Origin of the sequence: Pseudogracilibacillus sp. ICA-222130 (assembly GCF_037892545.1) — a bacterium.
Lineage (GTDB): Bacteria > Bacillota > Bacilli > Bacillales > Amphibacillaceae > Pseudogracilibacillus.
The window spans coordinates 24,026-36,940 of the sequence record NZ_JBBKBG010000007.1 but is presented as its reverse complement, the minus strand read 5'-3'; the positions used below and the strand labels follow the sequence as shown (position 1 = coordinate 36,940).

The 12,915-nt window shown below is 35.6% G+C and carries 13 protein-coding genes; all 13 read left to right on the top strand.

Annotation, left to right across the window (positions count from 1 at the left end; all coding sequences use genetic code 11):
• Positions 1–65 precede the first annotated feature (65 nt).
• Complete coding sequence (locus tag WKT09_RS05080; RefSeq protein ID WP_340415006.1) at positions 66–833, top strand: TatD family hydrolase; 768 nt, start codon at positions 66–68, stop codon at positions 831–833.
• Between the two features lie 231 nt (positions 834–1,064).
• Complete coding sequence (locus tag WKT09_RS05075) at positions 1,065–2,261, top strand: ubiquitin-like domain-containing protein (RefSeq protein WP_340415005.1); 1,197 nt, start codon at positions 1,065–1,067, stop codon at positions 2,259–2,261.
• An 87-nt stretch (positions 2,262–2,348) separates the two neighbouring features.
• On the top strand, positions 2,349–2,897 hold the full coding sequence (gene rnmV / locus WKT09_RS05070; RefSeq protein WP_340415004.1) for a ribonuclease M5: 549 nt from the start codon (positions 2,349–2,351) through the stop codon (positions 2,895–2,897).
• Positions 2,898–2,906: 9 nt separating this feature from the next.
• On the top strand, positions 2,907–3,782 hold the full coding sequence (gene rsmA, locus WKT09_RS05065) for a 16S rRNA (adenine(1518)-N(6)/adenine(1519)-N(6))-dimethyltransferase RsmA (protein WP_340415003.1): 876 nt from the start codon (positions 2,907–2,909) through the stop codon (positions 3,780–3,782).
• 147 nt (positions 3,783–3,929) lie between these two features.
• The gene (veg, locus tag WKT09_RS05060; protein ID WP_340415036.1) at positions 3,930–4,175 is read left to right on the top strand and encodes a biofilm formation stimulator Veg; all 246 of its coding nucleotides are present in this window, start codon (positions 3,930–3,932) and stop codon (positions 4,173–4,175) included.
• Positions 4,176–4,304: 129 nt separating this feature from the next.
• The gene (locus WKT09_RS05055; protein WP_340415002.1) at positions 4,305–4,547 is read left to right on the top strand and encodes a hypothetical protein; all 243 of its coding nucleotides are present in this window, start codon (positions 4,305–4,307) and stop codon (positions 4,545–4,547) included.
• Positions 4,548–4,646: 99 nt separating this feature from the next.
• Positions 4,647–7,424 carry a UPF0182 family membrane protein gene (locus tag WKT09_RS05050; RefSeq protein ID WP_340415001.1) on the top strand — a complete coding sequence of 926 codons (2,778 nt, stop codon included), beginning with the start codon at positions 4,647–4,649 and terminating at the stop codon, positions 7,422–7,424.
• A gap of 209 nt (positions 7,425–7,633) precedes the next feature.
• A complete protein-coding gene (gene purR / locus WKT09_RS05045) occupies positions 7,634–8,446 on the top strand; it encodes a pur operon repressor (protein ID WP_340415000.1) in 813 nt (270 codons plus the stop codon).
• A 112-nt stretch (positions 8,447–8,558) separates the two neighbouring features.
• Positions 8,559–8,855: a septation regulator SpoVG gene (gene spoVG / locus WKT09_RS05040; protein ID WP_336267950.1), complete on the top strand. Its 297-nt coding sequence runs from the start codon at positions 8,559–8,561 to the stop codon at positions 8,853–8,855.
• A 236-nt stretch (positions 8,856–9,091) separates the two neighbouring features.
• A complete protein-coding gene (gene glmU / locus WKT09_RS05035; protein ID WP_340414999.1) occupies positions 9,092–10,456 on the top strand; it encodes a bifunctional UDP-N-acetylglucosamine diphosphorylase/glucosamine-1-phosphate N-acetyltransferase GlmU in 1,365 nt (454 codons plus the stop codon).
• A gap of 45 nt (positions 10,457–10,501) precedes the next feature.
• On the top strand, positions 10,502–11,455 hold the full coding sequence (locus WKT09_RS05030; protein WP_340414998.1) for a ribose-phosphate diphosphokinase: 954 nt from the start codon (positions 10,502–10,504) through the stop codon (positions 11,453–11,455).
• A gap of 20 nt (positions 11,456–11,475) precedes the next feature.
• Complete coding sequence (locus tag WKT09_RS05025) at positions 11,476–12,102, top strand: 50S ribosomal protein L25/general stress protein Ctc (protein WP_340414997.1); 627 nt, start codon at positions 11,476–11,478, stop codon at positions 12,100–12,102.
• Between the two features lie 184 nt (positions 12,103–12,286).
• Positions 12,287–12,850: an aminoacyl-tRNA hydrolase gene (gene pth / locus WKT09_RS05020; protein WP_340414996.1), complete on the top strand. Its 564-nt coding sequence runs from the start codon at positions 12,287–12,289 to the stop codon at positions 12,848–12,850.
• Positions 12,851–12,915: the final 65 nt, after the last annotated feature.

The window sequence follows — 12,915 nt, the reverse complement described above, 5'->3', positions numbered from 1 at the left end:
TAGATGGAGAAATATACGAATTTATCTAATATAGTTCCATGAGATTAAAAAAAGGAGTGCATAGAATGTTATTTGATACACATGTTCATTTAAATGCAGATCAATTTTTGGAAGATCGAGATGAAACGATCGCCCGTGCATTAGAAGCGGGTGTGACAAAAATGGTCGTTGTCGGATTTGATGAAGAAACGATTCGTTTAGCAATTGAAATTGCTGAAACGTATGATTTTATTTATGCGGCAGTTGGTTGGCATCCTGTTGATGCGATTGATTATAAAGAAGCACATTTGGAATGGTTAGAAGAACTAACGAAACACGAAAAGGTAGTTGCATTAGGTGAGATGGGACTTGATTATTATTGGGACACTTCTCCAAAAGATGTACAAGCGGATGTGTTTCGTAAACAAATTCGCTTAGCGAAAAAGGTACATATGCCAATTATTATTCATAATCGTGAGGCGACCGCAGATATTATAAAAATTTTACAAGAGGAAAACGCTGCGGAAGTAGGCGGCATTATGCATTGTTATAGTGCGACAAGAGAAGAATTACAAGCCTGTTTAGAGATGAATTTTTATATTTCATTGGCAGGGCCGGTCACATTTAAGAATGCCAAAGAAGTAAAAGAAGTTGCGAAAGTAGTTCCATTAGATCGATTATTAATTGAAACAGATGCACCTTATTTAGCACCACATCCATATCGTGGAAAACGAAATGAACCTGCATATGTAAAACTTGTTGCGGAAGAAATTGCACGATTACGAGAAATGTCCTTGGAAGATATTTCCCGGATTACGACAGAAAACGCCTTAAAAATTTTCCGTTTAAAATAATCTTCCTTCGTCGATACTTTATAAAAACGGGCAAATGTTACGGAATTGTTGCAACGTTATAACGATAAAGTAACGTGAAAACAAGAAAAAGCCGTAAATTCGCTTACATTCAAAATAGTCAGAAAATAGAGTTTCCATGTAATGGAATTGTAACGTTTTTGTTACTAGATTGATTTTGACTACATTTTGAATCGTTTCTATAATGAGTATCGTAATTAAGGAGGAAAAAAAATGCAAAATTTGTTAAATCCATTACGTGCACTTAAAACGAAAGTAGGATATTCGATTTTAACGGCAGTAGTGGTAGCTTTATTTTCAGTATGGGTTTTTCTGGATGAGGCAAAAGCAGAAGTGGTAATTGCGGCTGACGGAGATGTACAAAAAGTAAAAACATCCTCTGATACAGTTGGAGAATTACTTGACGACGTTGGAGTAGATTTTGAGCAACACGATGAATTATCACATGAAGCAACAACAGAGGTTGTTGACGGAATGGAAATTGTAGTGGAATCAGCGAATAAAGTAACTGTAAATATAGATGGAGAAGAAGAAGTATACAATTCTACTGCGGAAACAGTAGGAGAATTCCTAGAAGAAGAGAACATTGAAGTGAAAAAGCATGATGTTGTATCGTATAATGATATGGCAGTTTTACAAGATGATATGTTCATAGATATAGATCGAGCATTTAAAGTTACTTTAAATAATGGTGGCGACAAAGAAGATGTATGGGCTACTGCTAGTACGGTAAAAGAGCTGTTACAAGATGAAGATATAGCATATAATAAACAAGATAAAATTGAACCAGCTTTAGATAAAGATTTAAAAGAAGGCATGACTGTTACGGTAACAAAAGTGAAAACAGAAACGAAAGAAGTAACAGAAACACTTTCTTTCAACACAGATGAAGAGAAAGATAGTGAACTAGAAAAAGGCAAATCACGTACGATTTCTGAAGGGGAAGAAGGTAAAGTAGAAAGAACGTATGAAATCGTCTATGAAAATGGTGAAGAAGTAGATCGCACATTATTAGAAGAAAATGTAGTACAAAAGCCGAAAAATAAGAAAGTTGCGATTGGAACGAAAGAAGAAGTTGAAACAGTCTCCACTTCCAATTCACAAGAACCATCAGGTGGAAAAGAATTAACGATGGAAGCTACGGCATATGGAGCTGATTGTGCTGGATGTTCAGGAATTTCTGCTACTGGAATGGATTTACGAGGTAGTCCGACACCTAAAGTAATTGCTGTTGACCCGAATGTGATCCCATTAGGCTCACGAGTGTGGGTAGAAGGATACGGAGAAGCAATTGCGGCAGATACTGGTGGCGCCATTAAAGGAAATATTATTGATGTTTTAGTAGAATCGGAAGCATATGCTGCTGATAATTGGGGCCGTCGTACGGTAAAAGTGAAGATTTTAGACTAATTTTTAATATGCTCTTGTCATTATTAACATGACGAGAGCATTTTCTATTATAATAGAAATAAGAATGAAATAAGAAAGAGGCGCTTTATGAGGATAAAGGAAATAATCGTCGTGGAGGGAAAAAGTGATACGACAAAAATAAAACTAGCTGTGGATGCAGATACGATAGAGACGAATGGCTCGGCGATTAATGAGGAAACATTAGCACTCATTGCACATGCGAAGGAAAAAAGAGGAGTCATTATATTTACGGATCCTGATTATCCAGGAGAAAGAATACGTCATATCATCGATCAAGCTGTGCCTGGATGCAAACATGCATTTTTGCAACGAGAAGAGGCAAAGGCAAAGTCTTCGATCAAAAGCATCGGAATTGAACATGCTTCCATTCCGGCCATTCAAAAAGCATTACGTCATGTGTATGAGCTCGAAGATACTGTAGAATCTTCGATAACGAAAGCAGATTTAATTCGTTACGGGTTAATTGGCGGAAGCGGAGCAAAAGAGCGTAGAGAACAAATAGGAAAATTATTGCATATAGGATATACGAACGGAAAACAATTATTATATCGATTACATATGTTTCATATTCAAAAAGAAGAATTAGATGAGGCAATGAAACGTATACTATTATAGGGGGATACTATGACGAAAAACGATTATATCGCAACACCGAAAAGAACGAAGGAAATTTTACAAACATATGATTTCTCCTTTAAGAAAAGTTTAGGGCAAAATTTTATAATTGATAGCAATATATTGCGCAAAATTATTGAATATGCACATATTGATAAAACGAGTGGAGTAATCGAAATTGGACCAGGAATTGGTTCGTTAACAGAGCAGTTAGCTATTAGTGCAAAAAATGTTGTGGCATTTGAAATCGACCAGCGATTAATTCCTATTTTAGAAGATACATTAAGTGCTTATGATAATATAGAAGTAATTAATCAAGATATTTTACAAGTAAATTTAACGGAAATAATCGAAAAACATTTTAGCCCAGACCAGGCGGTTCATATTGTCGCTAATTTACCATATTATATTACGACACCGATTTTAATGGGAGTGTTACAACAACGTACATCGATTGAAAGCATGAATGTTATGTTACAAAAAGAAGTGGCGGAGCGGATGGCTGCTAAGCCTAATACGAAGGCATACGGCTCATTGTCGATTGCGGTTCAATACTATACGGAGGCTAGTATTGTGATGGATGTACCGAAAACGGTATTCATCCCACAACCGAATGTTATTTCTAGTGTATTACGATTAGTACGCCGTGACCAACCTCTCGTACATGTGCATGATGAAGATCAGTTTTTTGCATTAGTGCAAGCGAGCTTTAAACATCGTCGAAAAACATTACGGAACAATTTACAAACGTACTTTAAAGGGACATTGGATAAAGCGCAAATCGATGCATTTTTACGAAAAGCAGATATAGACGGGACGAGAAGAGGAGAATCCTTAACAATTGAAGAATTTGCACGACTAGCAAATACGATTTATAGTGCATAATACCTTTTTAAAAATAAAAATAAAATAAATTGTCTAAGTAGTTGACTTTATAAATAGGAAATTGGTATAATTAAACCTTTATTTGACGATAATGCCTAATTGTGTTATAATGATACACAGAGAGGTGGAGTCCTATTGAAAACAATAATGGAAATTAAAAAAGGTCTTGAAGGTCAGATTGGCAAGCGGTTAAAACTAACTGCAAATGGTGGTAGACGTAAGACAATAAGTCGTTCAGGTGTTTTATCTGAAACGTATCCGGCTGTTTTCGTAGTAGAACTTGATAAAGAAGAGAATGCATTTGAACGAGTCTCTTATAGCTACGCGGATGTGTTGACAGAAGCGGTAGAAATTAATTTTTTAGAAGATAAAGGTAAGGCAGTAACAGAGTAGTACAACCCTATTGTTGTACTACTCTTTTTTAGTTTCTAAATAGCTTTTAGCGTGGTATTAAAAATGCCTCTATCTTGATGAATTTTTGCTCCTTCAACAAATGTAACGTACAAATATGGAAATAGGAAGTTGCAAGAATATGGGGCAAAGTTGCAAGAATCCGTGTGGAAGTTGCAAGAATACAGCCCAAAGTTGCAAGAATATAGGTCGAAGTTGCAAGAATACGTGCCAAAGTTGCAAGAATACATGCTGAAGTTGCAAGAATATATGGCAAAGTTGCAAGAATCCAGGCCAAAGTTGCAAGAATCCAGCCCAAAGTTGCAAGAACCAAAAACAAACATTGTAAGAAAAATGAATAAATACATGAAATAAAGCGGTCAAGTCTGTTATGATAAACGATAGACTTATCTATATAGATGTGTGAAAACTATTTCAACAAATATATATAAACAGAATTAAGGGGGGAGAATGTTGAAACGACAAAATCAATCAATTTCACCAGAACAGATGGAAGCGTATATTAAAAAAATAAAAACGCCACTCATTTGGCTAGCAATTATATTTGTTCTTTTTATCGTTGTGACGATTGGATTCCAGTTGTTTACAGATTATATTTGGATTGATTCTATTGGTTTTTCGCAAGTTTTCATGACGATATTATCCAGTAAAGTATTACTAGCTGTTGCCGGGTTTATTTTATTTTTCATCTTATCATTTCTTACATTTTATTTTATTCGCTTTAGTTTTTTGAGGCAATTTACTCCCGTACAATTGCCATCGTTTATTGCGAAAGGAAAAATGGCGTATAGCCTCATAATCATTGCCTCAGCGATTGTAGGGGTGATAGGTAGTGTCATCGTTAAAGGAGTCGGCTGGGAAAAGGCGTTAAAGTTTTTGTATTTTGTACCATTTAATGAGGTCGACCCTTATTTCGGAAAAGATGTTTCTTTTTACATGTTCCAACTGCCATTTATTGAGTTTATTTTATATACGCTCGTTAATTTATTTTTCTTTTTCTTAATTGTGCAAATCGCAGCTTATTCGGTCTTTTATATGTATCGAGTCAGTCGCTCCGCACAAATTCATTTAGCAACAACATTTGGTGTTCTCGGATTATTATTAGCCGGTATTCATTATTTAGGCCGTTATAATACATTGCTTACAGATCAAGTAAATATTTTTCAAAAGAGTGTCGTACACGGTTTAAGTTTTACAGATAAATTTGTAAACATACCGAAAGCATATGTTTTAGCAGCAGTCGCTATCATTGCGGCTATATGGATGATGGTAGTTTTATTTAAAGGAAAAATTATGTCAGCAATCCGGCCGATATTGATGTACGTTATTTTTATCGTACTTGGTCAATTAGCATCATTCGGAGTTCAAAACTTTATGGTGTCGCCGAATGAATTTTCTCGTGAAGAACCGTTTTTAGAACATAATTTACAATTAACACGTGCAGCATATGGGCTAGATGATATTGAGCAAAAGGAAAGCCCTGGAGATGCAACGTTAACAGAAGAAATGGTGGAACGAAACGATTTAACATTACATAATGTTCGTTTAAATGATTCGAGACCACTGTTGGATATTTATAATCAGTTACAAACGTTCAGAACGTATTATCAGTTTAATGATATGGATATCGACCGTTATGAGGTGGATGGAGAGTATGAGCAAGTATTTATCGGGGCTCGTGAATTAAGTACGAATGATTTACCAGATCAGGCTAAAACATGGGTCAACAAAAATTTACGTTATACACATGGATATGGGGTTTCGATGAGTCACGTAAACAAAGTAACAGGTCAGGGTCAACCTGAATATATGTTACGAAATATTCCGGTGGAAGGATCATTGGAAGTAACACAGCCACAAATTTACTTTGGGGAAGAGGACTATCCTTCTGTTATTACGAATTCGAAAGTAGATGAATTTGACTATCCAACAGGGGATGAAAATGCGACAAATCGTTATGAAGCGGATTTAGGTATTCCATTAAAAGGTATTAATAAAGTATTATTTGCCATAAAAGAAGGTTCATTTAGAACACTGTTCTCTGATCAGTTGACGAAGGAAAGTCAGTTGTTGAAACATCGAAATATTATCGATCGTGTAAATGAAATTGCGCCGTTTTTCACGTATGATGACGATCCATATATAATCGTTCGTGAAGATGGGTCATTAGCATGGATTATTGATGGATATGTTCGTTCTGACGGCTATCCATATTCTGAAGCATATGATGGGAAGGAAAACTATATTCGAAACTCTGTAAAGGCTGTTGTAGATGCTTACTCTGGAGAAGTGAACTTTTATATGGTGGATGAAGAAGATCCACTCGTTCAAACATATGCGAAAATGTTCCCAGATTTATTTACAGAGGAAATTCCAGAAGATGTTCATGCACACTTCCGTTATCCTGTAGATTTATTTAAAATTCAAGCAAAAATGTACGGAACCTATCATATGTCGAATTTAGAAGTGTTTTATAATCGTGAAGATTATTGGGAATTTCCAACAGAAAAATATTTCAATGAAGATATTGAAATGGACCCATACTATATTACGATGAAAATGGCGGAAGAGGATAAGGAAGAATTTATTTTGATGATGCCATATACACCGAAAAAACGCCAAAACATGATAGCTTGGATGGGTGTCCGAAATGACGGAGAAAATTACGGCGACATGTTCGTCTATCGTTTCCCAAAACAGAAAAACGTATATGGACCACAACAAATTGAAAACAGAATTAACCAAGATAGTTATATTTCACAACAATTAAATTTATGGTCACAAGGTGGCTCAAAAGTGATACGAGGGAACTTGCTCGTCATCCCGATAGAAGATACCGTGTTATATGTAGAACCGGTATATATCGAATCATCGAACGAAACATCATTACCAGAAGTAAAACAGGTGATTATGGCGTATGAAGACCATATCGTGATGGAAGAAACGTTCGATAAGGCAGTAGAGAAAATATTGAAACTGGTAGAATCAGGCGTAAAACCAGAAGATGTTCCAGAAGAACCATTAGACGAAGATGTAGAGGAAGGTTCAGATGAAAGTAACGAAGAGCAAGATGGATCTGAAGAAGTACCTCCAATAATGAATGCAGATGAAACATTACAAGAAATAAGTACCTTGTTTGATGATTATCAAAAAGCAATGCAAGATGGGAACTGGGCTGAAGCAGGAGAAATTATGGAACAAATCGAAGCAAGGTTACAGACAGTAGAATAACTGAGTATGACATATATATGAGAAGTTGTTCTATCATATTTACCAAAATCCGAATGATACATGTATTTGTATTGTTCGGATTTGTTCTTTATTTGTTCAAAAACGAGCTAGAAAAGGGCTTTTTTTATCGTTCATAACGTCATTAACTTGATGAAAACCGTATGTAAGTGCTATATTATTAGTAAATATTCGGCTTTTGGGGTGACTGTATGAAACGTAGTGATCGATTAATCGGATTGACAAATTATTTTTTAAATCATCCAAGAACATTGACACAATTAACATACTTTACAGATCGATTTGATGCATCCAAATCATCGATTAGTGAAGATTTAGATATGATCCATGAGATGTTTCAATACGAAGGAATAGGTGTATTACATAGAGTTTCTGGTGCTGCTGGTGGGGTAGAGTATGTCCCGGCATTTTCGAAAGAAGCGAGCAGTTCATTTATTGATAAAGTATGTGAAGACTTACAAGATGCCTCTCGTATTTTACCTGGTGGTTATTTATATATGAGTGATTTGTTAGGTAATCCAGCCATTATTAAGGAAATTGGTCAAGCATTTGTTTCAGCATTTCAACATGAAAAAATTGATGCAGTTGTCACGGTAGAAACAAAAGGGATTCCTTTAGCATATGCGGTAGCAGATTACTTACAAGTACCAGTCGTTATTATTCGTCGAAACATGCGTGTGACAGAAGGATCCTCCGTAAGTATTAACTATGTTTCGGGTCGTTCACAAAAAATTCAAACGATGGTATTACCGAAACGGAACTTACAAGAAGGAAAAAATGTACTCATTATTGATGATTTTATGAAAAATGGTGGTACGGTATCTGGGATGATGAACCTATTAGAAGAATTTAAAGCGACGGTTGTCGGTATCGGTGTGTTTGCAGAAGCGGAAGATGAAGAAGATGAGCGCATGATCGATCAATATACATCGCTTATAAAAGTATCAAATGTAGATTATCGAAAGAAACATATTGATGTACATCGGGGAAGTTTTTACGAATAGTAGAAAAATCTTGCTTATTTTTAAAATAATTTTGAAAATAGGCAGGATTTTTAATTTATATAGAGAATATAATATACATACTAGTTTTTTTGAGCAAAAGGTGGTGAAATAATTGGAAGTAACAGATGTCCGATTACGTCGTGTTAGTACGGAAGGAAAAATGCGTGCAATTGCTTCAATTACATTTGATGATGAGTTTGTTGTACATGATGTACGAGTAATTGATGGTAATAATGGGTTGTTTGTTGCAATGCCGTCGAAACGTACTGCAGACGGAGAATTTAGAGATATTGCTCATCCTATCAATTCAAAGATGAGGGAAAAAATACAGACTGCTGTATTAAAAACATATGAAGAAAAAGGGGAAGAAGCGGACGTATTAGAGCTAGAAAACGCGGGCGTTTCCTAATATGAAAAAAAGAGAAGACCGAGAAAAGAAAGCCTTGATAAATTGTGGTTTGAAAAAAAGAAACACGGTAAAATGTAAGCGTTTCACCATTTCTACCAATTTTTCATTCAATAATTTTTAGGTGGCTGTTCTTTTAACTCGGTCTTTTTTTGTGAAAAATACATTTTTTAGTTGAATTCATTGGTTTTTTACGATATTATCTTATAATGGTGAACATAAGATTGGAGGGTAACTTTGTGAAAAATCGTTATGCAGTTATTTTAGCTGCAGGTCAAGGTACGAGAATGAAATCAAAGCTATATAAAGTACTTCATCCAATATTAGACCGTCCAATGATTCAATACGTAATTGAAGCGTTGAAACCTACAAAGGTAGAACAACTTGTAACAGTCGTAGGTCACGGTGCTGACGAAGTAAAAAAAGCAATCCATGACGAAGTAGATTTTGTCATGCAGGAAGAACAATTAGGGACTGCACATGCTGTCATGCAAGCAGAAGCACTTTTGGAAAATAAGCGTGGTACAACAATTGTCGTTTGTGGAGATACTCCGTTAATTACGGCTGAAACGTATCAGGCGATTTTTGACTATCACGAGGAAAAAGGTGCAAAGGCGACCATCTTAACGACGAAAGTAGAAAATCCAGTAGGATACGGTAGAATCATTCGTGATGAAACAGGTCATGTAGAAAAAATTGTCGAACAAAAAGATGCAAACGAAGCAGAACAACGTATAAATGAAATTAATACAGGCACATACTGTTTTGATAATGAAGCATTATTTGCAGCATTAAAGCAAGTAAGTAATGATAATGCACAAGAAGAATACTACTTAACAGATGTGATCGAAATAATGAAAAATGCTGGAGAAATGGTCACGGCATATGTGACAGAAGATGAAGATGAAATCATCGGTATCAATGATCGAGTAGCATTGGCGACAGCGAGCAATGTGATGAAACGAAGAATTAATGAACAGCATTTACGTAATGGTGTTACTTTAATGGACATAGACAATACATACATCGGACCAGAAGTAACAATTGAATCAGATGTAACGATTTATCCTGGCACCGTTATAACAGGAAAAACATATATCGGAGCATCATCGACGATCGGACCGAATACGGAAATTGTCGATTGTCATATTGCAAATAACTCGGTTATTAGACAAAGTGTAGTGACTAATAGTAAAATAGGAAGTAATGTGAATATTGGTCCATTCGCACATATTCGCCCAGAAACAAACATTGGTGATGAAGTAAGGGTTGGAAACTTTGTAGAAGTAAAGAAATCAACTATTGATAACCGTTCGAAAGTATCGCATTTAAGCTATATTGGTGATGCAACTTTAGGAACAGATGTCAATGTTGGTTGTGGTTCCATTACAGTAAATTATGATGGAAAGAATAAACATGAAACAATCATTGAAGATGATAGTTTTATCGGTTGTAACACAAATTTAATTGCGCCTGTCACTGTTAAGAAAGGATCACTCATTGCAGCTGGTTCGACTATTAACGTAGATGTTCCAGAAGATGCATTAGCAATTGCTCGAACACCTCAAGTGAACAAAGAAGGCTATGCAAAAAAATTTAAATAAACAAAGAAATTAATTATTAAGTAAATTAAATGGAGGGCTTCACGTATGTCATCAGGGTATAATGATGAGAAACTGCAACTATTCGCTTTGAATTCAAACATCCCATTAGCACAGGAAATTTCGGATCATATTGGTGTTCCACTAGGAAAGTGTACGGTAACGAAGTTTAGCGATGGAGAAACACAGATTAACATTGAAGAAAGTGTTCGTGGATATGAAGTGTATATTATTCAATCTACTTCTGAACCAGTAAACGAAAACATCATGGAACTTTTAATCTTAATTGATGCATTAAAACGTGCATCTGCAAAATCGATCAACATTGTCATGCCATATTATGGATATGCACGCCAAGATCGTAAAGCACGTTCAAGAGAACCAATTACATCGAAATTAGTGGCGAATTTATTAGAAACAACAGGTGCAGACCGTGTGGTAACATTAGATCTGCACGCACCACAAATCCAAGGTTTCTTCGATATTCCAATCGACCATTTACAGGCAGTACCATTACTGGCTGACTATATTAAGAAAAAGGATTTAAAAGATGTTGTCATCGTATCGCCAGACCATGGAGGCGTGATTCGCGCTCGTAGAATGGCAGATTTATTAAAAGCACCAATTGGAATTATCGATAAACGTAGACCTAAACCGAATGTTGCAGAAGTGATGAACATCATTGGTGACATAGAAGGAAGAACTGCTATTATCGTTGATGATATGATTGATACTGCAGGAACCATGCAACTTGCTGCAGACGCTCTAATTGAAAAAGGCGCAACAGAGGTATATGCATGTGTCACACACCCAGTATTATCAGGGCCAGCAATTGAAAGAATCGAAAACTCAAAAATTAAAGAATTAGTTGTGACAAATTCCATTAACCTTCCGGAAGAGAAGCGTATTGATAAGATTACACAACTTTCTGTTGCACCATTAATTGGGGAAGCGATTATTAGAATTCATAACGACCAATCAGTAAGTATATTATTTGATTAAAAATTTATGGAGGAATAAAAATGGCTATTACATTAAATGCAAAGAAACGTGAAAATCTAACGAAAGCAGCAACGAACAAATTAAGAAGTGAAGGGGTAATTCCTTCAGTTGTATACGGAAAAGGAAAAGATTCCGTAACAGTAAGTGTAGACGAAATTGAACTTTTAAAAACAGTTCGTGACGAAGGTAGAAACGCAATTATTTCTTTAGCAATCGAGGGTGGAAGTAAAGTTGATGTTATGTTACATGATTATCAAGTAGACCCGATTAAAGAAAATATTACTCATGCGGACTTCTTCATTGTTGATATGGCGGAAGAATTAGATGTCGCAGTATCTGTGCGTTTAGAAGGAGAAGCAGTTGGAGCAAAAGAAGGTGGCGTGTTACAGCAACCTGCAATGGAACTACAAATCCGTGTAAAACCAGCAAATATTCCAGACGAAATTGTAATTGATGTAGCTGATTTAGCAATCGGTGACAGTATTTCTGTTTCAGACTTACCAGTGAAGTCAGAATACGAATTTTTAGATGATGCAGACACAGTAATTGTTTCTGTATTACCACCAGAAGCTGAAGTGGAAGAAGGAGACGCGGATACTAGTGTGGAACCAGAACTAGTTGGCGCTGAAGAAGACGAAGAAGCTTAATAAATGTATATATCAACAAGCAAACCCTCCTAAGTAACGTTACTTAGGAGGGATTCTTGTATTTCATTTATAAAATAAACAAATGAGAAAATAATAAATAGGATAGTCGATAGTAATATCGGGAAGACCAAACGGATTATTATCGTTCCATAAAAAAATAATTTATAATAAAGAGTGAGATAGAATGAAATGTATTATCGGATTAGGAAATCCAGGTAAGAAATATGATAAAACAAGACATAACGTCGGTTTTTTTGTAGTAGATGAATTAATGGACCGCTTTAATTTGGATTGTAATAAAACAAAATTTAATTGTGCGTATGCACTTGATTTTGTTGGGTCAGAAAAGGTGTTATTTGTAAAACCGCAAACCTTTATGAACCTTTCAGGTGAAGGAGTTCGTCCATTATTAGACTTTTATAAAATTGACGTGGAAGATATCGTTGTCGTATATGATGACCTCGATTTACCAACAGGGAAAATTCGTCTGCGTGAAAAGGGTGGCCATGGTGGACATAATGGAATCCGATCATTAATTGATCATTTAGGAACGAAAAACTTTAAACGAATTCGTATTGGTATTGGTCGTCCGACGAACCATACACCGATTGTGAATTACGTGTTACAACCTTTTGCAAAAGAGGAAGAAGAAGATGTACAATTAGCGGTGACATTGTCTGCCGATGCATTTGAAACATTTTTGCAGTCATCATTTAATGATGCGATGAATCAATTTAATCAATCTTAGTAAGAAAATGCATATGAACTCGTTATTCGGGCAAACTTTATATAAACAGATTGTTTGTTCGAAGG

Coding starts and splice junctions, on each gene's coding strand:
- WKT09_RS05080 (WP_340415006.1), top strand. CDS start 66: ATGTTATTTGATACACATGTTCATTTAAATGCAGATCAATTTTTGGAA.
- WKT09_RS05075 (WP_340415005.1), top strand. CDS start 1,065: ATGCAAAATTTGTTAAATCCATTACGTGCACTTAAAACGAAAGTAGGA.
- rnmV (WP_340415004.1), top strand. CDS start 2,349: ATGAGGATAAAGGAAATAATCGTCGTGGAGGGAAAAAGTGATACGACA.
- rsmA (WP_340415003.1), top strand. CDS start 2,907: ATGACGAAAAACGATTATATCGCAACACCGAAAAGAACGAAGGAAATT.
- veg (WP_340415036.1), top strand. CDS start 3,930: ATGGAAATTAAAAAAGGTCTTGAAGGTCAGATTGGCAAGCGGTTAAAA.
- purR (WP_340415000.1), top strand. CDS start 7,634: ATGAAACGTAGTGATCGATTAATCGGATTGACAAATTATTTTTTAAAT.
- WKT09_RS05030 (WP_340414998.1), top strand. CDS start 10,502: ATGTCATCAGGGTATAATGATGAGAAACTGCAACTATTCGCTTTGAAT.
- WKT09_RS05025 (WP_340414997.1), top strand. CDS start 11,476: ATGGCTATTACATTAAATGCAAAGAAACGTGAAAATCTAACGAAAGCA.
- pth (WP_340414996.1), top strand. CDS start 12,287: ATGAAATGTATTATCGGATTAGGAAATCCAGGTAAGAAATATGATAAA.